Here is a 21,604-nt window from a genome sequence, read left to right on the forward strand (position 1 = left end):
ACGCCCCTACCCGAAGAAGTTCCGTACGTGCTCCAGGCCCTCCACCAAGGCGTCGACCTCGGCCGGCGTGGAGTACAGATAGAACGACGCCCGGGTGGTCGCCGGAATTCCGTAGCGCAGGCAGACCGGGCGGGCGCAGTGGTGGCCGACCCGGACCGCGATGCCCTGCTCGTCGAGCACCTGGCCCACGTCGTGGGGGTGGATGTCGCCGAGCGTGAAGGAGATCGTGGCGCCGCGCTCCTCGGCCGTGGTGGGGCCGATGATGCGCAGCTCGGGCACCTCCAGGAGCCTGCCGACCGCGTAGTGCGTGAGGGCGTGCTCATGGCGGGTGATGTTGTCCATGCCGATCGAGGTGAGGTAGTCCACGGCCGCGCCGAGGCCGACGGCCTGGGCGATCGGGGGCGTACCGGCCTCGAACTTGTGCGGCGCCGGGGCGTAGGTGGACGAGTGCATCGAGACGGTCTCGATCATCTCGCCGCCGCCGAGGAACGGAGGCAGGTCCTCCAGCAGCTCCTGGCGGCCCCACAGCACCCCGATACCGGTCGGACCGCACATCTTGTGGCCGGTGAAGGCCACGAAGTCGGCCTGGAGCGCCTGCACGTCCAGCGCCATGTGCGGGGCGGCCTGGGAGGCGTCGATCACCACGAGGGCGCCGACGTCCTGGGCGCGGCGGACGATCGCCTCGACCGGGTTGACCGTGCCGAGGATGTTGGAGACCAGCACGAACGAGACGACCTTGGTCTTCTCGGTGATGATCTGCTCGATCTCCGACAGGTCGAGCCGGCCGTCCTCGGTGAGGCCGAACCACTTCAGCTTCGCGCCGGTGCGCTGCGAGAGCAGCTGCCACGGAACGATGTTGGAGTGGTGCTCCATCTCGGTGATGACGATCTCGGTGTCCTGGTCCACCCGGTAGGGCTCATCGGCCCAGCCGAGCATGTTGGCGACCAGGTTCAGCGACTCCGAGGCGTTCTTGGTGAAGATCACCTCGTCGCGGCTGGGAGCGTTGATGAAGGCGGCGACCTTGTCGCGGGCGCCCTCGTACAGCGCCGTGGCCTCCTCGGCGAGCACATGGACGCCGCGGTGCACATTGGCGTTGGAGCGCTCGTAGTAGTCGTTCAGCACGTCCAGCACCTGGCGCGGCTTCTGCGAAGTCGCCGCGTTGTCCAGGTAGACGAGCTTCTTGTCGTCGTGGACGGCACGGTCCAGGATCGGGAAATCCTTGCGGATCGCCTCGGTGTCGAGGAGGCCCGGCAGCTGTGTCACTCGGACGCGCCTCCCTTCACGTACGCCTCGTAGCCCTCTTCTTCGAGCTTGTCGGCGAGCTCGGGGCCGCCGGATTCGGCGATCCGGCCGGCCGCGAACACGTGCACGTGGTCGGGCTTGATGTAGCGCAGGATGCGGGTGTAGTGGGTGATCAGCAGGGTGCCGACCTGGCCCGACTCACGGACGCGGTTGACGCCCTCGGAGACCACCCGCAACGCGTCGACGTCGAGGCCGGAGTCGGTCTCGTCGAGGATGGCGATGGCCGGCTTCAGCAGCTCCAGCTGGAGGATCTCGTGGCGCTTCTTCTCACCGCCGGAGAAGCCCTCGTTCACGTTCCGCTCGGCGAAGGAGGGGTCGATCTGGAGGCGCTCCATGGTCTCCTTGACCTCCTTCACCCAGGTGCGCAGCTTGGGCGCCTCGCCGCGGATCGCGGTGGCGGAGGTGCGCAGGAAGTTGGAGACGGAGACGCCGGGCACCTCGACCGGGTACTGCATGGCGAGGAAGACACCGGCGCGGGCGCGCTCGTCGACGGACATCGCGAGCACGTCCTCGCCGTCCAGCGTCACGGTGCCGCCGGTGATCGTGTACTTCGGGTGACCGGCGAGCGAGTAGGCCAGGGTGGACTTGCCGGAGCCGTTGGGGCCCATGATGGCGTGCGTCTCGCCCTGCTTCACGGTCAGGTCGACACCGCGCAGGATCTCGCGGGGACCGCCCTCGGCGTCGACGGAAACGTGCAGGTCGTGGATCTCAAGCGTGGCCATGGGTGCCTCAGGACTCCTGGGTGACGGAGACGAGCACATCGTCCCCTTCGATCTTTACGGGGTATACGGGGACCGGGCGCGTGGCGGGGAGGCCGGACGGCTTGCCGGTGCGCAGGTCGAAGCTGGAGCCGTGCAGCCAGCACTCGATCTGGCAGTCCTCCACCTCGCCCTCGGACAGCGAGACGTTCGCATGCGAGCAGATGTCGTTGACCGCGAACACCTCGCCCTCGGTGCGCACGAGAGCGATGGGCACGCCCTCGAGCTCCACCCGCTTGGGGGTGTCCTCCTCGAGTTCGTCCAGCGCGCAGGCGCGTACGAAGGTGTTGGTCATCCTACGGACGCCTCCAGCTCGGCCTCGATCTTGGCGATGAGCCGCTCCTCCAGCTCGGGAATCCCGATCTGCTGGACGAGCTCGGCGAAGAAGCCGCGGACCACCAGACGGCGGGCCTCATCGGCCGGGATGCCGCGCGCCATCAGGTAGAACAGCTGCTCGTCCTCGAAGCGGCCGGTCGCGCTCGCGTGACCGGCGCCGACGATCTCGCCGGTCTCGATCTCCAGGTTCGGCACCGAGTCGACGCGGGCGCCGTCGGTGAGGACCAGGTTGCGGTTGAGCTCGTAGGTGTCGGTGCCCTCCGCGGCGGCCCGGATCAGCACATCGCCGATCCACACCGCGTGCGCCTCCGCGCCCTGGAGCGCGCCCTTGTAGGCGACGTTGCTGCGGCAGTGCGGGGTGTCGTGGTCGATGAAGAGCCGGTGCTCCTGGTGCTGGCCGTTGTCGGTGAAGTACACGCCGTAGAGCTCGGCCTCGCCGCCCGGGGCGCCGTAGACGACGCGCGGGTGGAGCCGCACCAGGTCGCCGCCGAATGTGACGACCACGGACTTGAAGGTGGCGTCCCGGCCGACCAGCGCGGTGTGCTGACCGGCGTGGACCGCGGTGTCGTCCCAGTCCTGGACGGAGACCACGGTGAGCTTGGCGCCGTCGCCGATCAGGTACTCCACATTGGCGGCGAGCGTGGCGTCACCGGTGTGGTCGATGACCACGACCGCCTCGGCGAAGGCGCCGACCTCGACCACCTGGTGGCCGAAGGCGGTGCCGCCCTCGCCGTGCACGGCGATCCGCACCGGCTCGGTGAGCACCGTCTCCTTGGGCACGGAGACGACCGACGCCTTCTCGAAGGAGCTGTACGCCTGGGCCGCCACCCGGTCCACCGGCTTGCCGGCCTTCCCCAGGCGTGCGTCGTCACGGCCCACGGTCTCGACCGTGACGCCCTCGGGGGCGGTCACCTCGACCTTGACGCCGCCGTCGGCGACAGCCGTGCCGTCGTGGAGACCGCGCAGCCGCTCCAGCGGCGTGAACCGCCAGTCCTCCTCGCGGCCATGGGGCACCGGGAAGTCGGCCACGTCGTACGACGCGGGCGCGCTCACCCGGGCGTCGGTGGGCTGGCCCACCTGGATGACGCCGTCCGTGGTGGATCCGGCCGGGATGGTTTCAGCCATGGCTGTCGTACTGCTCTCTTTCTGCCTGATGGGCCTGAACGGGGTGCCCGGGGGCGGGGGCCGATGGTGCCCCCGCCGGGGCGGGAAGGGGTGGTGGCGTCAGCCGACCGCGCCCTCCATCTGCAGCTCGATCAGCCGGTTGAGCTCCAGCGCGTACTCCATGGGCAGCTCGCGCGCGATCGGCTCGACGAAGCCGCGCACGATCATCGCCATGGCCTCGTCCTCGGACAGCCCGCGGCTCATGAGGTAGAAGAGCTGGTCGTCGCTGACCTTGGAGACGGTCGCCTCATGGCCCATGGAGACGTCGTCCTCGCGGACGTCCACATACGGGTAGGTGTCCGACCGCGAGACCGTGTCGACCAGCAGGGCGTCGCACAGCACATTGGACTTGGAGCCCTCGGCGCCCTCGCCGATCTCGATCAGACCGCGGTAGGAGGTGCGGCCGCCGCCGCGCGCCACCGACTTGGAGACGATGTTCGACGAGGTGTGGGGCGCCATGTGCACCATCTTGGCGCCGGCGTCCTGGTGCTGGCCCTCGCCCGCGAAGGCGATGGACAGGGTCTCGCCCTTGGCGTGCTCACCCATCAGGTAGACGGCGGGGTACTTCATGGTCACCTTGGAGCCGATGTTGCCGTCGACCCACTCCATGGTCGCGCCCTCGTAGGCCACGGCGCGCTTGGTGACCAGGTTGTAGACGTTGTTCGACCAGTTCTGGATGGTCGTGTAGCGGCAGCGGGCGCCCTTCTTGACGATGATCTCGACGACCGCGGAGTGCAGCGAGTCCGACTTGTAGATCGGCGCGGTGCAGCCCTCGACGTAGTGGACGTACGCGTCCTCGTCGACGATGATCAGCGTCCGCTCGAACTGGCCCATGTTCTCGGTGTTGATCCGGAAGTAGGCCTGCAGCGGGATCTCCACGTGCACGCCCTTCGGCACGTAGATGAACGAGCCGCCGGACCAGACCGCCGTGTTCAGCGAGGCGAACTTGTTGTCGCCCGCGGGGATCACCGAGCCGAAGTACTCCTTGAACAGCTCCGGGTGCTCCCGCAGACCGGTGTCGGTGTCGAGGAAGATGACGCCCTGCTCCTCGAGGTCCTCACGGATCTTGTGGTAGACGACCTCGGACTCGTACTGGGCGGCGACACCGGCGACCAGCCGCTGCTTCTCGGCCTCCGGGATGCCCAGCTTGTCGTAGGTGTTCTTGATGTCCTCGGGCAGCTCCTCCCAGGAGGCGGCCTGCTGCTCGGTGGAGCGGACGAAGTACTTGATGTTGTCGAAGTCGATACCCGACAGATCCGAGCCCCAGGTGGGCATGGGCTTCTTGTCGAAGAGCCTCAGCCCCTTGAGGCGGAGCTTGAGCATCCACTCCGGCTCGGACTTCTTCGCCGAGATGTCGCGTACGACCTCCTCGGAGAGGCCGCGCTTGGCCGAGGCGCCGGCCACGTCGGAGTCGGCCCAGCCGTACTCGTAGTTGCCCAGACCCTCGAGCTCGGGGTGAGCGGTCTCCGTGGGGAGAGTCATTCGGAATTCCTCCCGGCCGTGCTGGCAGATGCGGTGGTGGTCTTGGTGGTGCTGGTGTCGGTCTTCTCGACCTTGCCGGTCTTCGGAATGAACGTCGTGCACACCCCGTCGCCATGGGCGATGGTGGCCAGACGCTGCACATGGGTTCCGAGCAGCTGGGAGAAGACCTCGGTCTCCGCCTCACACAGCTGCGGATATCGCTCGGCTGCGTGGGCGACCGGGCAGTGGTGCTGGCAGAGCTGTTCGCCGACCGGCGCGCTGCGCGCCGTAGCAGCGTACCCGTCCGCGGAGAGTGCGCCTGCGAGCGCCTCGGTGCGGCGGCCGGGGGCGGCGGCCTCGACGGCGCCGCGGTACCTCTCCGCCTGGGCGGCGAGCCTGGCGCGGGCGAACGCCGCGACCGCGGCACGGCCCGCCTCGCCGCCTCCGGCGCTCTGCTCGATCCAGTGCAGGGCGTCGACGGCGAGCTTGTCGTAGGCCTGGTCGAAGGCGTCGCGACCGCAGTCGGTGAGCGCGAAGACCTTGGCCGGGCGGCCGCGCCCCCGCGCCCCGTACACCCTCTTCTCGCGGGGCTCGACGACGCCGTCGGCGACGAGGGTGTCCAGGTGGCGGCGGACGGCCGCCTGGGTCAGCTCCAGCCGCAGGGCGAGCTCCGCCGCGGTGGAGGGACCGTGGTCGAGGATCGAGCGCGCCACCCGGTTGCGGGTGCCGTGCTGCTCTTCCGGCGCTGACGCGGGCACGCCAGTCCGCGCGGCCGCTTCGGCCGCGCGTCCGTTCGGAGCGTCGCTCGCGTATTTCACAACGCCATTGTTGCGTAATTCTCCGGCGAAGGACAACCGAGGGGATCGCCGGTTCCGGTGGAGTACGTCACTTAGGCACACCTAAGCCCCGAACGGCCCTGGACCATCGTTTCACCTGCTGCTTCACCTGCCGCCCCGCCCGCGCCGCCACCTGGGCCGCGGGCACGGCGCGCCGCTCACCGCCGGTCACCTCCGACGCGGGGCACGGCGCCCGGGATTCCGGCCGCCGCCACCGGATGCGCGCGCCGGACCGGCGGGCACCGTCGCTTTCCGGCCCTGCCGCCCGCGGCGGGCCCCGCGATTCGTAGACTGCCGAGCATGCGAGAAGAGCCCGCGGTCGACATCGTCGGCCTGGTCAAGCGGTACGGCCCGAAGACCGCGGTCGACGGGCTCGACCTGTCCGTCGACCGGGGCACCGTGACCGCCGTCCTCGGACCCAACGGAGCCGGTAAGACCACCACCGTCGAGACCTGTGAGGGGTACCGCCGCCCCGACGCGGGCACGGTCCGGATACTCGGGCTCGACCCGGTCGCGGACGCCTCGGCACTGCGACCGCGGGTCGGGGTGATGCTCCAGTCCGGAGGCGTTTATTCCGGCGCGCGGGCAGAAGAGATGCTGCGCCACACCGCCTCACTGCACGCGCATCCGGTGGACGTCGGTCTGCTGATCGAACGGCTCGGCCTCGGCTCCTGCGGCCGGACCCCCTACCGGCGGCTCTCCGGGGGCCAGCAGCAGCGGCTCGCGCTCGCCATGGCCGTCGTCGGCCGCCCCGAGCTTGTCTTCCTCGACGAGCCGACCGCCGGACTCGATCCGCAGGCCCGCCGTGCCACCTGGGACCTCGTCCGCGATCTGCGGGGCGACGGCGTCACCGTGGTGCTGACCACGCACTACATGGAGGAGGCCGAGCAGCTCGCCGACGATGTGGCGATCATCGACGGCGGCAAGGTGATCGCCCAGGGCAGCCCGGAGGAGCTGTGCCGCGGCGGCGCCGAGAACACCCTGCGCTTCACCGGCCGCCCCGCACTCGACCTGGCCTCGCTCCTCAAGGCGCTGCCGGCCGACTCCACGGCCTCCGAGCTGACGCCCGGCTCGTACCGCGTCACCGGCAAGGTCAACCCCCAGATGCTGGCCACCGTCACGTCCTGGTGCGCGCAGAACGGTGTGCTGCCGGACCGGATCTCGGTCGAACGGCACACCCTTGAGGACGTCTTCCTGGAGCTCACCGGTAAGGAGCTGCGAGCGTGACCGCCACGGGCACTTTCCTCCCCAGGCCGGGGGCGGCCCCGCTCCCGGCGATGATCCGCGCGCAGGCCGCGCTGGAGACCCGGATGCTGCTGCGCAACGGCGAGCAGCTGCTGCTGACCGTCGTCATCCCGTCGCTGCTGCTGGTGCTCTTCAGCACCGTCGACATCGTCGACACGGGCGCGGACGGCAGCGCGGTGGACTTCCTGGCGCCCGGTGTGCTGGCGCTGGCCGTGCTGTCCACGGCGTTCACCGGACAGGCCATCGCCACCGGCTTCGAGCGGCGCTACGGCGTGCTGAAGCGGCTCGCCGTCTCGCCCCTGCCGCGGTGGGGCCTGATGACCGCCAAGACCTGCGCGGTGCTGGTCACCGAGGTGCTGCAGATCGTGCTGCTGACCGCGATCGCGCTGGCCCTCGGCTGGTCGCCGCACGGCGACCCGCTCTCCGTGGCGCTGCTGCTGATCCTCGGCACGGCGGCGTTCTCCGGCCTCGGGCTGCTGATGGCGGGCACCCTGAAGGCCGAGGCGACCCTGGCCGCCGCCAATCTGGTCTTCCTGCTGCTGCTGGTGGGCGGCGGGGTGATCGTGTCGCTGGACAAGTTCCCCGGCGCCGTGCGGGGCGTACTGGAGCTGCTGCCGATCTCGGCGCTCTCGGGCGGGCTGCGGGACGTGCTCCAGGACGGGGGCGGGATGCCGTGGCGGGATCTGGCGATCCTGGCGGTGTGGGCGGTGCTGGGGCTGGGCGCGGCCGCGCGCCTCTTCCGCTGGGAGTGACCCCGGACTCCCTCTGGTCTGCGCTGTGACCTGGGGCTTTACCGAAAGACAACCCCTCGTGAAAAGCTGCACAAGCGGCGGCCTACGATGGGCCCGTGCCGAATTCGCTGAATCCGCTGGAGCTGATCGCCCGGCGCTGGCAGCCCTCCGCGCGCTTCGTGGAGCGGGCCGCGCTGGCCACCGTGGTGATGGCCGTGGTCATCGTCGTGACCGGAGGCGCGGTCCGGCTCACCGAGTCCGGGCTGGGCTGTGACACCTGGCCCAAATGCACCTCCGGCAGCCTGACGCCGACCTCCGACATGGGCATCCACGGCGCCATCGAGTTCACCAACCGCATGCTGACGTACGTCCTGTGCGTCTTCGTCGGCGTGCTGATCATCGCCGCGCGGGCCCGCACCCCGGTGCGCCGCTCCCTCACCCGGCTCGGCTGGACACAGTTCTGGATCGTGATGGGCAACGCCGTCGTCGGCGGCATCGTGGTCCTCACCGGGCTCAACCCGTACATCGTCAGCTCGCACTTCCTGCTGTCCTCCGCGCTGCTCACGGTCGCGATGGTGGTCTGGCAGCGGGCCCGCGAGGGAGACGCCGAGCCACGCGATCTGGTCGCCCGCCCGGTGCGCCAGCTGACCTGGCTGCTGGTCGGCGCGACCCTCGCGCTGATCCTGATCGGCACCGTGGTCACCGGGGCCGGACCGCACGCGGGCGACGCCCGGGAGGTGCACCGGATCCCGCTGAACTGGCAGGAGATCACCCAGCTGCACGTGGACTTCGTCTACATCGTGCTGGGCCTCACCGTCGCCCTGTGGTTCACGCTGCGGGCCGTGAAGGCCCCCGCCGCCCAGCGCCGGACGGTCCTGGAGCTCCTCGTCGTGCTGCTCCTCCAGGGCGTGGTCGGGTACGTGCAGTACTTCACCCATCTGCCCGAGGTGATCGTCGGCCTCCATATGTTCGGCTCCTGCCTGGTGTGGATCGCGGCCCTGCGGGTGCTGCTCGGCCAGCGCGAGCGCGCCGCGCTCCCGGCGTCCCCGCCCAGCCCCACGGGCGGCCACGAGGCCGTTCAGCCCGAGCCGGCCGCGTCCAGCCGGTAGACCCGGCGCGCGGTCCCGGCCGCGACCAGCCCGGCGATCCGCTGGGCCTCGGCCCGGGTGCAGATCCCCTCGCCGACCCACTCCTCCGCCAGCCGGGCCATGGCCTGGCCGAACAGCCGGGACGCGGTCACATACAGCTCGGGCAGCGCCCGCGCGCCGGTCGAGAAGAGCAGCTTGCCGAAGGGCGCCTCGCCCAGGGTCTCCGCGGGCCGGAGCCCGGCGTCCGCGTAGACGTGCGGGAAGGCCGCGGCCAGCTGGGCCGCCCGCCGGTGGTGCGGCCGGCCGGGCAGCAGCACCAGATCGGTGCCGAAGCCCGCCGTGGCGCGCAGGAAGCCGGTGAGCGGCTGCGGATCGGCGCAGTGCAGCTGCACCGGAAGGCCGGTCGCGACGGCGCTCCACAGCAGGTGCTGGGCGAGCGCGGGGTCGGGGGCGCGGTCCCGGGCCGGGCGTACGGTGAGCGCGAGCCAGCGGGCGGCGGCGCGCCGCACCTCGCGCGGATCGGGCGGGATCTCGTCGCAGAAGGTGATCCCCATGGCGAAGGCGGTCGCGTGCTGGGCCGCCGCGTACAGCGCCTCGGCGGTGTTGCCGATGAAGGCGTCCACCGTGCCGGAGGTGTCGGCGACCTGCTCGGCCAGCGGCTCCAGGCGGATCACCTCATGGACCGTGCCGTCGGCGGCCGCGGCCAGCTCCTCGGCGGTGCTGAGGTCGTCCCGGGCACCGGACTCCAGCAGGAAGGTGCCGATGCCGGCGCCGCGCAGCAGCAGCCGCGCGGCGTGGTAGGCGCCCAGCTCACGGCGGCGGGCGAGATAGCTGACGGGCGCGCAGTGCGGCTCCATCCCCAGCAGCGGCGGGCACCAGCGGCGCACGGCCAGGCCGGTCCAGCTGTCGAAGAAGGTGGTGCCGACCGGGGCCGCGCCCGACCCGGCGGCGGCCGCCAGATGGGTCTCGAACGAGCCCAGCCCCAGCTCGCCGTGGACCGTGCCGTGGCTGTGCTGGTCGACCAGCGGCGGCAGGGCGATCCGTCCCGCCACCGGGCCCGGCCCGTCCCGGGGGACCGGGCCGGCCGGGGCGCCCAGGGTGTCCGGGGAGTCCGGGAAGTCCGTCGCCTCGTGCATCGCCATCGATGGGCTTAACGGGCGAAAGGGGTGCGAGGTGTCGCCGGACCCGTTCTCAGGCGTGTCGCGAGGCCGATGCCGGAGGGTTGGGCGTTCCGCCCAGCTGGATGCCCGCCATGCGCGTCCACTCGTACGGACCGGTGCGGACCTTCGCGGCGAGGTCGCCGCCGAAGTCGTCGTGCAGGGTCAGCCCGGCGATCTCGGCGGCGCGCCGCGCGCTCTCCTGGGAAGGGGCGACGAGGACGCCCCATTCACCGTCGGTGCCGACCAGGGCGATCCGGACGCTGCCGCGGCCGATATGGGCGATCTGGCCCTCGGCGCCGCCGCCGTGGCTCGTGGCGAAGGCCGTGATCTGCCGGGCGAGCCGCTCCGCCCGCTTCTCGTCCTTGGAGGGCTTCGAGGGCTTCGACGGCTTGGCGGGCTTGGCGGAGGCCGCCGACGCGGTCGGCTCGCCGCCCTCGATCGTCTCCGGCTGGTTGCTGTCTGCCATACAGCCGATGCTACCCGCCGGTAATCACCGCAGGAAGGGGTCCACGGCCAGGGCGACGAACAGCAGCGAGACATAGGTGATGGACCAGTGGAACAGCCGCATCTCCTTCAGCTTCGCGCCCGTGATCTCGGCCTTGGCACGGGCCTGGAGCCCATGCGCCTCCTTCAGCCACAGCCCGCCCAGCACGGCGGCGACCACCGGGTAGAACCAGCCGGTGTAGCCCAGCGGCCACAGCAGCAGGGAGACGATGACCATGGCCCAGCTGTAGAGGACGATCTGCCGGGCTACCACCTTGTTGCCCGCGAGGACCGGCAGCATCGGCACGCCCACCCGCTCGTAGTCGTCCTTGACCTTCATCGACAGCGGCCAGTAGTGCGGCGGCGTCCAGAAGAAGATGACGAGGAAGAGGATCAGCCCGGCCCAGGAGACCGAGTTGGTCACCGCCGACCAGCCGATGAAGACGGGCATGCAACCGGCGATGCCGCCCCACACGATGTTCTGCGAGGTGCGCCGCTTGAGCCACATCGTGTAGACGAGGACGTAGAAGGCCAGCGCACCGAGCGACAGCATCGCGGACAGCGGGTTGACCAGCACCCAGAACCAGACCGTCGACCCGACCGCGAGCGCGGAGGCGAAGACGAGGCATTCCCGGGGCGAGACCATGCCGGTCACGAGCGGGCGCTGCGCCGTGCGTTCCATCAGCGCGTCGATGTCCCGGTCGTAGTACATGTTGAACGCGGCCGCGCCGCCGGCCGACAGGTAGCCGCCGACGCAGGTCGCGAGCACCAGCCACAGATCCGGGACGCCCTGGGCAGCCAGGAACATGACCGGCACCGTCGTCATCAGCAGCAGTTCGATGACGCGCGGCTTGGTCAGCGCCACGAACGCCTTGACACGGGCCCCGAACGGCCGGTGACCGGAGCTCGTTTCGCTCGTCTCGAGCACCCCCGCAGGACGGGATTCGACGGCCGTCACGCACACCCCTGGTGGAAGCAAGAACAAGCAAGCACCGGACATGAAGAGCCGGTAAAGACTTGCGCGTACCACGCCACTCTAGACGCAGCGGATGCGCCGCCCGCCGCCGGGGTCCCCCGTGTTGGGGGCGCGCCGCGGGGCGCCCGTAAGGCGGTCACACCTGGGGCACGGCAGGGCCGACACAGTCCGGAACGACGCGTTCCGCATCCTCTTCGACGCCCTCCGGACGGACACCGGAGGGAATGCGGCAACCTCGGAATTCGTTCCCTATCCCGTTGGGTGGAACTGAAAAAGATGACCATTGTTCCAGGGGTAGGCTCGACATCGCCGGTGTACATACGGTCACCGGATTTCGACAGTGTGGAGAGGAGCCCTGACTCAGGGTGAGCACCAAGCCGACTACCACAGACCTCGAGTGGACCGATCTTGACCAGCGGGCCGTCGACACGGCCCGGGTCCTGGCCATGGACTCCGTACAGAAGGTCGGTAACGGCCACCCTGGCACGGCCATGAGTCTCGCGCCCGCCGCGTACCTGCTCTTCCAGAAGCTGATGCGGCACGACCCCTCCGACGCCGGCTGGGCGGGCCGCGACCGCTTCGTCCTGTCCCCCGGGCACACCAGCCTGACCCTCTACGTCCAGCTGTACCTGGCGGGCTTCGGGCTGGAGCTGGAGGACCTGCGGGCGTTCCGCACCTGGGGCAGCAAGACCCCGGGCCACCCGGAGTACGGACACACCACCGGGGTCGAGACCACGACCGGCCCGCTGGGCCAGGGCATCGCCAACGCGGTGGGCATGGCGATGGCCGCCCGCTACGAGCGCGGTCTGTTCGACCCGGAGGCGCCGCAGGGCGCCTCCCCGTTCGACCACACCATCTGGGCGATCGTCTCCGACGGCGACCTGGAGGAGGGCATCTCCGCCGAGGCGTCCTCGCTGGCCGGCCACCAGAAGCTGGGCAACATCGTCGCCCTGTACGACGACAACCACATCTCCATCGAGGGCGACACCGCCACCGCGTTCTCCGAGGACGTGCTCCAGCGCTACGAGGCGTACGGCTGGCACGTCCAGCGCATCGAGCAGGCCGAGAACGGCGACTTCGACATCCACGCGCTGTACGCGGCGCTCAAGGCGGCGCAGGCCGAGACCGAGCGCCCCTCGATCATCGCGGCCCGTACGATCATCGCCTGGCCCGCCCCGAACGCGCAGAACACCGAGGCGTCGCACGGCTCGGCGCTCGGCGCCGACGAGGTCGCCGCCACCAAGCGCGTCCTCGGCTTCGACCCCGAGCAGCACTTCGCGGTCGAGCAGGACGTCATCAACCACACCCGCGGACTGGTCGAGCGCGGCCGCCAGGCGCGCGCCGCCTGGGACAAGCAGCTCCAGGAGTGGCGGAACAACAACTCCGAGCGCGCCGCCCTGTTCGACCGGATCACCGCGGGCGAGCTGCCCGAGGGCTGGGAGAGCGCGCTGCCGGTCTTCGAGCCGGGCAAGGACGTCGCCACCCGTAAGGCGTCCGGCCAGGTGCTCAAGGCGCTCGGCGGGGTGCTCCCCGAGCTGTGGGGCGGCTCCGCCGACCTCGCGGGCTCCAACAACACCACGATCGACGCGTCCTCGTCCTTCCTCCCGAAGGGCAACCCGCTGCCGGAGGCCGACCCGTACGGCCGCACCATCCACTTCGGCATCCGCGAGCACGCCATGGGCTCGACCATGAACGGCATCGCGCTGCACGGCAACACCCGTGTCTACGGCGGCACCTTCCTGGTCTTCTCCGACTACATGCGCCCGGCCGTCCGGCTCGCCGCGCTGATGAAGCTGCCGGTCACCTACGTGTGGACGCACGACTCCATCGGCCTCGGCGAGGACGGCCCGACCCACCAGCCGGTGGAGCACCTGTCCGCGCTGCGCGCCATCCCGGGTCTGAACGTCGTCCGCCCGGCCGACGCCAACGAGACGGCCATCGCCTGGCGGGAGATCACCCGCCGCCACAGCGCCGCCCCGGCCCCGCACGGCATCGCGCTGACCCGGCAGAACGTGCCGACCTACGAGGCCAACGAGGACGCCGCCAAGGGCGGTTACGTCCTCTTCGAGGCCGAGGGCGGCCGGCCGCAGGTCATCCTCATCGGCACCGGTTCGGAGGTGCAGCTCGCCGTCGAGGCGCGGGAGCAGCTCCAGGCCGCCGGGATTCCCACCCGCGTCGTGTCGATGCCCTCGGTCGAGTGGTTCGAGGAGCAGGACAAGGGGTACCGGGACGGGGTGCTGCCGCCGTCCGTCAAGGCTCGTGTGGCGGTCGAGGCCGGGATCGGCCTGACCTGGTACCGCTACGTCGGCGAGGCCGGCCGCATCGTCTCGCTGGAGCACTTCGGCGCCTCCGCCGACTACAAGGTGCTCTACCGGGAGTTCGGTCTCACCGCCGAGGCCGTGGTCACCGCCGCCCGCGAGTCCCTCGACGCCGCAGGGCGCTGACGCCCCGCAGACGACTTAGTAGCGACGAGTAGGAGAACACACCCCATGACAGACGCACTCAAGCGGCTGGCCGACGAAGGCGTCGCGATCTGGCTCGACGACCTCTCCCGTAAGCGGATCACCTCCGGCAACCTGGCCGAGCTGATCGACCAGCAGCATGTCGTAGGCGTCACCACCAATCCGTCGATCTTCCAGAAGGCGATCTCCGGCGGCGACGGCTACGAGCAGCAGCTGACCGACCTCGCGGCCCGCAGGCTCACCGTGGAAGAGGCCGTCCGCATGATCACCACGGCGGACGTCCGCGACGCCGCCGACATCCTCCGGCCGGTGTACGACGCGACGGGCGGCCAGGACGGCCGGGTCTCCATCGAGGTCGACCCGCGCCTGGCCCACAACACGGCCGCCACCATCGCCGAGGCCAAGCAGCTGGCCTGGCTGGTGGACCGGCCCAACACCTTCATCAAGATCCCGGCGACCGAGGCGGGGCTGCCCGCGATCACCGAGGTGATCGGCCTGGGCATCAGCGTCAACGTCACGCTGATCTTCTCCCTGGAGCGGTACCGCGCGGTCATGGACGCCTTCCTGGCCGGTCTGGAGAAGGCCAAGGCCGCGGGGCTGGACCTCTCCAAGATCCACTCGGTGGCGTCCTTCTTCGTCTCCCGCGTGGACACCGAGATCGACAAGCGCATCGACAAGATCGGCACCGATGAGGCCAAGGCGCTGCGCGGCAAGGCCGCCGTCGCCAACGCCCGCCTCGCCTACCAGGCGTACGAGGAGGTCTTCTCCTCCGACCGCTGGGCCGCCCTGGACCGCGCGAACGCCAACCGGCAGCGTCCGCTGTGGGCCTCGACCGGTGTCAAGGACCCGGCGTACAAGGACACCCTGTACGTCGTGGAGCTGGTCTCCCCCGGCACCGTCAACACCATGCCGGAGGCCACCCTGGAAGCGGTCGGCGACCACGGCGAGGTCCGCGGCGACACCGTGCGGGGCACCTACGAGCAGGCCAAGGCCGACCTCGACGCACTGGCCGGGATCGGGATCTCCTACGACGAGGTCGTCCAGGTCCTGGAGGACGAGGGCGTGGAGAAGTTCGAGTCCTCCTGGAACGACCTGCTGAAGTCCACCGAGGCGGAGCTCAAGCGCCTCGCACCCTCGGAGGCGTGAAAACGGTGAGCAGCAGCAATCCGCTGCGTGACCCACGGGACCGGCGGCTCCCGCGTATCGCGGGGCCGTCCGGCCTCGTGATCTTCGGCGTCACGGGCGACCTGTCCCGTAAGAAGCTGATGCCCGCCGTCTACGACCTGGCCAACCGCGGTCTGCTGCCCCCGGGCTTCTCGCTCGTCGGCTTCGCCCGCCGCGACTGGGAGAACGAGGACTTCGCCCAGGTCGTACACGACGCGGTCAAGGAACACGCCCGGACCCCGTTCCGCGAGGAGGTCTGGCAGCAGCTGGCCGAGGGGTTCCGCTTCGTCCCCGGCGAGTTCTCCGACGACGAGGCGTTCCAGACCCTGCGGGCGACCATCGAGGAGCTCGACAAGGCACGCGGCACCGGCGGGAACTTCGCGTTCTACCTGTCGGTCCCGCCGAAGTTCTTCCCCACCGTCGTGCAGCAGCTCAAGAAGCACGGGCTGTCGCAGGGCCAGGGCGACTCCTGGCGGCGCGCGGTCATCGAGAAGCCCTTCGGCCACGACCTGGCGAGCGCTCAGGAGCTCAACCAGGTCGTCCACGAGGTCTTCCGGCCCAGCGACGTCTTCCGGATCGACCACTACCTGGGCAAGGAGACGGTCCAGAACATCCTGGCGCTGCGCTTCGCCAACACGATGTTCGAGCCGATCTGGAACCGGTCGTACGTCGACCACGTGCAGATCACCATGGCCGAGGACATCGGCATCGGCGGGCGCGCGGGCTACTACGACGGCATCGGCGCGGCCCGTGACGTCATCCAGAACCACCTGCTCCAGCTGCTCGCGCTGACCGCCATGGAGGAGCCCGCCTCCTTCGAGGCGTCCTCCCTGGTCACCGAGAAGCTGAAGGCGCTGCGGGCCGTCAAGCTGCCCAAGGACCTGGGCAAGCACACCGTGCGCGCCCAGTACGCCCGCGGCTGGCAGGGCGGCGAGGAGGTGCGCGGCTACCTCGACGAGGAGGGCATCGACCCCCACTCGAAGACCGACACCTACGCCGCGATCAAGCTGGAGATCGACAACCGCCGCTGGGCGGGTGTGCCCTTCTACCTGCGCACCGGCAAGCGGCTGGGGCGGCGGGTCACTGAGATCGCGGTGGTGTTCCAGCGCGCCCCGCACTCCCCCTTCGACGCCACCGACACCCAGGAGCTGGGGCAGAACGCCCTGGTCATCCGGGTGCAGCCGGACGAGGGCGTCACCATCCGGTTCGGCTCCAAGGTGCCCGGCACCTCCATGGAGATCCGCGACGTGACGATGGACTTCCAGTACGGCGAGTCCTTCACCGAGTCCAGCCCCGAGGCGTACGAGCGGCTGCTGCTCGATGTGCTGCTGGGCGAGGCGAACCTCTTCCCGCGCCATGAGGAGGTCGAGCAGTCCTGGCGGATCCTGGACCCGATCGAGGACTACTGGGACAAGCACGGCAGGCCCGAGCAGTACACGGCCGGGACCTGGGGGCCGAAAGCCGCGGACGAGATGCTCGCACGAGACGGACGGAGCTGGCGGCGGCCATGAACATCGATCTCACGGACACCACGTCCAGCCGGATCAACTCCGCTCTGGTCCAGGCGCGCCGGGCCACCGGTTCCCCGGCCGTGGGCATGGTGCTCACCCTCGTCATCGTCACCGACGAGGGCAATCACTACGACGCGCTGCGGGCGGCGAGCGAGGCGTCCAAGGAACACCCCTCACGCATCCTGGTCGTCATCAAGCGGCCGGGCCGGTCGCCGCGCGACCGCAAGATGGCCCGGCTGGACGCCGAGGTGCGGGTCGGCGGGGAGACCGGTACCGGCGAGACGGTGCTGCTGCGGCTGCACGGCGAACTCGCCAACCACGCCTACTCGGTGGTCCTGCCGCTGCTGCTGCCGGACGCCCCGGTGGTGGTGTGGTGGCCGGAGGACGCCCCGGAGCACCCCAGCGAGGACCTGCTCGGACGGCTGGCCCAGCGCCGGATCACCGACGCCCAGGCCACCGAGGACCCGGTCGCGGCCCTGGGGCTGCGGGCCGAGACCTACACCCCGGGCGACACCGATCTGGCCTGGACCCGGATCACCCCGTGGCGCAGCGTCCTGGCCGCCGCGCTGGACCAGAAGCACTCCCCGATCACCTCCGCGGTCGTCGAGGGCGAGGCGTACAACCCGAGCAGCGAGCTGCTCGCGCTGTGGCTCGCCGAGCGGCTGGGGGTGCCGGTGGACCGGCAGGTCTCGGAGGGCCCCGGGCTGACCGCGGTGCGGCTCCAGACCGCCGACGGCGTGATCTGCCTGGACCGGGCGAACGGCTCGCTGGCGGAGCTGGCGATGCCGGGCCAGCCGGACCGGCATGTGGCGCTCCAGCGGCGTGAGACGTCGGAGCTGATCGCCGAGGAGCTGCGCCGGCTGGACCCCGACGAGATCTACGAGTCGTCGGTGAAGTTCGGGGTGAGCAAGCTCGGCAACGGCGGGGTGGGCACGCTGGAGCGGGACGCCAAGGCGTCCCCGGCCACTCAGGTGGCACCGCCGGCCCGGTCCGCGGCTTCGAAGGCGAAGGCGCAGAAGGCCAACGCACAGAAGGCCAAGGCGCAGAAGGCCGAGGGCGCGGCGGGGGACGGAAAGGCGGACACGTGACCGCTCCGCAGGTGGTCGTCCACCGCGACAAGGAGCTGATGGCCCAGGCCGCGGCGGCCCGGCTGATCACGAAGATCGTGGACGCCCAGGCCGCCCGCGGCTCCGCCTCGGTCGTCCTGACCGGTGGGCGCAACGGCAACGGCCTGCTGGCCGCGCTCGCCGCCTCCCCGGCGCGCGACGCGGTCGACTGGTCGCGGCTGGACCTGTGGTGGGGCGATGAGCGGTTCCTGCCGGAGGGCCATCCGGACCGCAATGTCACCCAGGCCCGTCAGGCGCTGCTGGACGCGGTGGAGCTGGACCCGGCGCGGGTGCGTGCGATGCCCGCGTCCGACGGGCCCCACGGCGGCGATGTGGACGCCGCGGCCGAGGCGTACGCCGCCGAGCTGGCCCGAGCGGCGCGGCCGGAGAACCACGCCGCGGTGCCGTCGTTCGACGTGTTGCTGCTGGGCGTCGGCCCGGACACCCATGTGGCCTCGCTGTTCCCCGAGTTGCCGGCCGTCCGGGAGACCGAGCGGACGGTGGTCGGGGTGCGCGGCGCGCCCAAACCGCCGCCCGTACGGACCACGCTGACCCTGCCGGCCATCCGCGCGGCACGCGAGGTGTGGCTGCTGGCGGCCGGTGAGGACAAGGCGAAGGCGGTCACGATGGCCCTGTCGGGGGCCGGGGAGCTACAGGCCCCGGCGGCGGGGGCGTACGGCCGCGGCCGTACGCTGTGGCTGCTGGACCGTACCGCCGCGGCGGGCCTGCCGCGCGAGCTGTACCCCCCGGCGTCGCCGTAATCCGCATCCGCGCGACGATCCCCCGGGAGCCGCAGGGCCCCGGGGATCGTCGCGTTTTCGCGTGCCCGCGGACCTCAGCGGCCGCGCAGCGAACGGTAGGTGGCGACCAGGTGCGCGGTGGAGGTGTCGAGACCCGGCACCTCGGCGCCCTCGGTCAGCGCGGGCTCCACCCGCTTGGCCAGCACCTTGCCCAGCTCCACTCCCCACTGGTCGAAGGAGTCGATGTTCCAGACGGCGCCCTGGACGAACACCTTGTGCTCGTAGAGGGCGATCAGCTGGCCCAGCACCGACGGGGTGAGCTCGGAGGCGAGGATCGTGGTGGTGGGGCGGTTGCCGGGGAAGGTCTTGTGCGCCACCAGGTGCTCGGGCACGCCCTCGGCGACGACCTCCTCGGCGGTCTTGCCGAAGGCCAGCGCCTGGCCCTGGGCGAAGAGGTTGGCCATCAGCAGGTCGTGGTGGGACTCCAGGCCGGGCGGCAGGTCCTCGACCGGCCGGGCGAAGCCGATCAGATCGGCCGGGACCAGCTTGGTGCCCTGGTGGAGCAGCTGGTAGTAGGCGTGCTGGCCGTTGGTGCCCGGGGTGCCCCAGACGATGGGGCCGGTCTGCCAGCCGACGCGATTGCCGTCCCGGTCCACGGACTTGCCGTTGGACTCCATGTCCAGCTGCTGGAGATAGTCGGTGAACCGCGACAGGTAGTGGCTGTACGGCAGGACGGCGTGCGCCTGGGCGTCGAAGAAGTTGTCGTACCAGATGCCCAGCAGGCCCATCAGCAGCGGAACGTTCTCCTCCGGCGGGGCGGTGGCGAAGTGCTCGTCGACCAGGTGGAAGCCGGCCAGCATCTCGCGGAAGCGCTCCGCGCCGATGGCGACCATCAGGGAGAGCCCGATAGCCGAGTCGAAGGAGTAACGCCCGCCGACCCAGTCCCAGAAGCCGAACATGTTGTCCGTGTTGATGCCGAACCCGGCGACCTTCTCGGCGTTGGTCGACACCGCCACGAAGTGCTTGGCGACGGCCTCCTCGCCGGCGCGCAGCCCGGTCAGCAGCCAGTCGCGGGCGGAGACGGCGTTGGTGATGGTCTCGATGGTGGTGAAGGTCTTGGAGGCGACGATGAACAGCGTCTCGGCCGGGTCCAGGTCGCGCACCGCCTCATGCAGATCCGCGCCGTCCACATTGGAGACGAACCGGAACGTCATCGAGCGGTCGCTGTAGGGCCGCAGCACCTCGTACGCCATGGCCGGGCCCAGGTCGGAGCCGCCGATGCCGATGTTGACGACGTTTTTGATCCGCTTGCCGGTGTGGCCGGTCCAGTCGCCGGACCTGACGCGGTCGGCGAAGACGGCCATCTTGGTGAGCACGGAGTGCACCTCGCCGACCACGTCCTCGCCGCCCACCTTGATGTCCGCGGAGTGCGGGGCGCGCAGCGCGATGTGCAGCACCGCGCGGTCCTCGGTGGTGTTGATCCGCTCACCGCGGAACATGGCGTCCCGCAGCTCGGCCACCTTGGTGGCCCGCGCCAGCTCGCGCAGCAGCCGCAGGGTCTCGTCGGTCACCAGGTGCTTGGAGTAGTCGACATGGAGATCGCCGACCTGAAGGGTGAGCCGGCGGCCGCGCTCGGGGTCGCCTGCGAACAGCTCGCGCAGATGCGCGTCGCCCAGCTCCTTGCGGTGTGCGGACAGCGCATGCCATTCCGGCAGCTGGTCCAGCCTGGTGCGGCCTTCCACGTTCATCTCGGACATCAGCCCACTTCTCGTCGGTGCCTGGCCCCCGTGTCCCCCAACCTAATTGATGCCGGACCGCATTCCCGGAACGAGGGCCGCCAGCCCGCAGACGAAGAGCCCCGCGGCCCCCAGCGCGGGCGTGTTGAGCCCCCATGCCGCGGCCATCGCCCCGCCCAGCAGCGCGCCGAGCGGGGCGCCCGCGATCGACAGGGTGCGGAAGGCCGAGCTCACCCGGCCGAGTGTCCCGTCGGGGCTGCGCCGCTGGGTCATCGTCACCTCGATCACGTTCCAGATGATCCCCGCGAAGCCGAAGAGGCCCATGGCGGCGACCGCGACCGGCAGGCTCCGTATCGCCCCGAGGGCGACCAGGGCGCCGATCTGCGCGGTGCCGCACACCGCGAGGGCGCGGGCGTTCCCCAGCTTCTCGGTGAACCGGGCGGCCACCAGCCCCCCGGTCACACTGCCGATTCCGTACACGGTGATCACGACGGCGTATCCGGTGTTCCCGGCGTCCAGCCAGCCGGTGATGTGCAGCACCAGGGTGGCGATGAGCGCGCCGATGCCGATGTTGCACAAGGTGGTGGAGGCGCACAGCGCCCGCAGCATGCGGTCCCGCCACAGCACGGCCAGGCCCTCGGCGATGTCCCGCCGCAGCGACCCGCCCGGCGGGCGCGGGTCCCGCGGAGGGGGTGTCACCCCCAGCGAGGCGACCAGCGCGGCGGCGACGAGATAGGTGACCGCGTCCGCCGCGTACGGCATCGCGGCGCCCAGGCCGAGCAGCACCGGCACCAGCGGGGCGCCCACGAACCGGCCCATGACCTCCTGGCCGGTCATCAGCCGGGCGTTGGCCCGGCCCAGCGCCTCCTGGCCCACCACCGACGGCAGCAGCGCCGTGGCCGCGTTGTCGAACAGGGTCTGGAGCGTGGTCAGCGCGAAGGCGAGGGCGATCAGCAGCCCGACGGTGGCCCGGTCCAGCCACACCGCGACGGCGAACCCCGCCATCAGAACGGCCCGCACGCCGTCCACCGCCCACATCGCCCGCCGCTGGTCCACCCGGTCGGCGATCGCCCCGCCGATCAGCCCGAACAGCAGCCACGGCAGGAAGCCGCAGGCGGTCACCAGCGAGACCAGCACCGGCGAATCGGTGAGCGAGACGGCCAGCAGCGGCAGCGCCGCACCCCGCAGGGCGTCCCCGAACCGGGAGACGAGCGCGGCCGCCCACAGCCGCCCGAACCCCCCGCGCCACGCGGGCACCGCCGCCTTCCCGGCGCCCCGCTCACCGGCGTCCACAGCGGTCATGACGCTCCCCCCTGGGCCTCGGCCCCACCCCTGTGATCCAGCA

General features: G+C 70.9%; 19 protein-coding genes. 8 read left to right on the forward strand and 11 right to left on the reverse strand.

Going from position 1 to position 21,604, the window contains the following annotated elements:
• Positions 1-6: 6 nt before the first annotated feature.
• The 6 genes from PS467_RS11400 to PS467_RS11425 all read right to left on the reverse strand — a co-directional run bounded on the left by PS467_RS11400 (position 7) and on the right by PS467_RS11425 (position 5,779).
• Positions 7-1,263, reverse strand: a complete 1,257-nt coding sequence (locus tag PS467_RS11400) for a cysteine desulfurase (protein WP_268971329.1) — start codon at positions 1,261-1,263, stop codon at positions 7-9.
• Positions 1,260-2,024: a Fe-S cluster assembly ATPase SufC gene (sufC, locus tag PS467_RS11405; RefSeq protein WP_268971330.1), complete on the reverse strand. Its 765-nt coding sequence runs from the start codon at positions 2,022-2,024 to the stop codon at positions 1,260-1,262. The genes PS467_RS11400 and sufC overlap by 4 nt, the downstream gene beginning before the upstream one ends.
• 7 nt (positions 2,025-2,031) lie before the next feature.
• Positions 2,032-2,355, reverse strand: coding sequence for a bifunctional 3-phenylpropionate/cinnamic acid dioxygenase ferredoxin subunit (locus tag PS467_RS11410; RefSeq protein ID WP_268971331.1), 324 nt, complete (start codon positions 2,353-2,355; stop codon positions 2,032-2,034).
• Positions 2,352-3,521 (reverse strand): Fe-S cluster assembly protein SufD, encoded by a 1,170-nt coding sequence (sufD, locus tag PS467_RS11415; protein ID WP_311035176.1) that lies wholly within the window; start codon positions 3,519-3,521, stop codon positions 2,352-2,354. The genes PS467_RS11410 and sufD overlap by 4 nt, the downstream gene beginning before the upstream one ends.
• Before the next feature lie 99 nt (positions 3,522-3,620).
• Positions 3,621-5,042 carry a Fe-S cluster assembly protein SufB gene (gene sufB / locus PS467_RS11420; RefSeq protein ID WP_030841005.1) on the reverse strand — a complete coding sequence of 474 codons (1,422 nt, stop codon included), beginning with the start codon at positions 5,040-5,042 and terminating at the stop codon, positions 3,621-3,623.
• Positions 5,039-5,779, reverse strand: a complete 741-nt coding sequence (locus PS467_RS11425; RefSeq protein ID WP_311035177.1) for a helix-turn-helix transcriptional regulator — start codon at positions 5,777-5,779, stop codon at positions 5,039-5,041. The genes sufB and PS467_RS11425 overlap by 4 nt, the downstream gene beginning before the upstream one ends.
• A 378-nt stretch (positions 5,780-6,157) precedes the next feature.
• On the opposite strand from PS467_RS11425, the gene PS467_RS11430 reads away from it, so the two are divergent.
• From PS467_RS11430 to PS467_RS11440, 3 genes are all read left to right on the forward strand, one after another.
• Positions 6,158-7,084 (forward strand): ABC transporter ATP-binding protein, encoded by a 927-nt coding sequence (locus PS467_RS11430; protein WP_268971335.1) that lies wholly within the window; start codon positions 6,158-6,160, stop codon positions 7,082-7,084.
• Complete coding sequence (locus PS467_RS11435; RefSeq protein WP_311035178.1) at positions 7,081-7,854, forward strand: ABC transporter permease; 774 nt, start codon at positions 7,081-7,083, stop codon at positions 7,852-7,854. The genes PS467_RS11430 and PS467_RS11435 overlap by 4 nt, the downstream gene beginning before the upstream one ends.
• Positions 7,855-7,949: 95 nt before the next feature.
• A complete protein-coding gene (locus tag PS467_RS11440; protein WP_311035179.1) occupies positions 7,950-8,942 on the forward strand; it encodes a COX15/CtaA family protein in 993 nt (330 codons plus the stop codon).
• Here the strand turns inward: PS467_RS11440 and PS467_RS11445 are convergent.
• The 3 genes from PS467_RS11445 to PS467_RS11455 are packed head-to-tail and all read right to left on the reverse strand — an operon-like array spanning position 8,912 to position 11,522.
• Positions 8,912-10,057: an amidohydrolase gene (locus PS467_RS11445; protein ID WP_311039825.1), complete on the reverse strand. Its 1,146-nt coding sequence runs from the start codon at positions 10,055-10,057 to the stop codon at positions 8,912-8,914. The genes PS467_RS11440 and PS467_RS11445 overlap by 31 nt on opposite strands.
• A 55-nt stretch (positions 10,058-10,112) precedes the next feature.
• Positions 10,113-10,547 (reverse strand): hypothetical protein, encoded by a 435-nt coding sequence (locus PS467_RS11450; protein WP_432280570.1) that lies wholly within the window; start codon positions 10,545-10,547, stop codon positions 10,113-10,115.
• Positions 10,548-10,571: 24 nt separating this feature from the next.
• Positions 10,572-11,522 carry a heme o synthase gene (locus PS467_RS11455; protein ID WP_268971338.1) on the reverse strand — a complete coding sequence of 317 codons (951 nt, stop codon included), beginning with the start codon at positions 11,520-11,522 and terminating at the stop codon, positions 10,572-10,574.
• Between the two features lie 383 nt (positions 11,523-11,905).
• Between PS467_RS11455 and tkt the strand changes: the two genes are divergently transcribed.
• Genes tkt through pgl form a run of 5 tightly spaced genes read left to right on the forward strand, consistent with a single transcriptional unit; the run spans position 11,906 to position 18,544 of the window.
• A complete protein-coding gene (gene tkt / locus PS467_RS11460; RefSeq protein ID WP_311035180.1) occupies positions 11,906-13,984 on the forward strand; it encodes a transketolase in 2,079 nt (692 codons plus the stop codon).
• A gap of 45 nt (positions 13,985-14,029) precedes the next feature.
• Positions 14,030-15,148: a transaldolase gene (gene tal, locus PS467_RS11465; protein WP_311035181.1), complete on the forward strand. Its 1,119-nt coding sequence runs from the start codon at positions 14,030-14,032 to the stop codon at positions 15,146-15,148.
• A gap of 5 nt (positions 15,149-15,153) precedes the next feature.
• Positions 15,154-16,677, forward strand: a complete 1,524-nt coding sequence (gene zwf / locus PS467_RS11470) for a glucose-6-phosphate dehydrogenase (RefSeq protein ID WP_432280736.1) — start codon at positions 15,154-15,156, stop codon at positions 16,675-16,677.
• Complete coding sequence (gene opcA / locus PS467_RS11475) at positions 16,674-17,765, forward strand: glucose-6-phosphate dehydrogenase assembly protein OpcA (protein ID WP_311035183.1); 1,092 nt, start codon at positions 16,674-16,676, stop codon at positions 17,763-17,765. Before zwf ends, opcA begins: the two co-directional genes overlap by 4 nt.
• Positions 17,762-18,544, forward strand: a complete 783-nt coding sequence (gene pgl / locus PS467_RS11480; RefSeq protein ID WP_311035184.1) for a 6-phosphogluconolactonase — start codon at positions 17,762-17,764, stop codon at positions 18,542-18,544. The genes opcA and pgl overlap by 4 nt, the downstream gene beginning before the upstream one ends.
• A gap of 74 nt (positions 18,545-18,618) precedes the next feature.
• On the opposite strand, the gene pgi is transcribed toward pgl, so the two are convergent.
• Together pgi and PS467_RS11490 are read right to left on the reverse strand one after the other, a co-directional pair.
• Complete coding sequence (gene pgi, locus PS467_RS11485; protein ID WP_311039827.1) at positions 18,619-20,271, reverse strand: glucose-6-phosphate isomerase; 1,653 nt, start codon at positions 20,269-20,271, stop codon at positions 18,619-18,621.
• 51 nt (positions 20,272-20,322) lie between these two features.
• Positions 20,323-21,561, reverse strand: a complete 1,239-nt coding sequence (locus PS467_RS11490) for an MFS transporter (RefSeq protein ID WP_311035185.1) — start codon at positions 21,559-21,561, stop codon at positions 20,323-20,325.
• Positions 21,562-21,604 lie beyond the last annotated feature (43 nt).

This window comes from Streptomyces luomodiensis (genome assembly GCF_031679605.1).
In the GTDB taxonomy this organism is placed as follows: domain Bacteria; phylum Actinomycetota; class Actinomycetes; order Streptomycetales; family Streptomycetaceae; genus Streptomyces; species Streptomyces luomodiensis.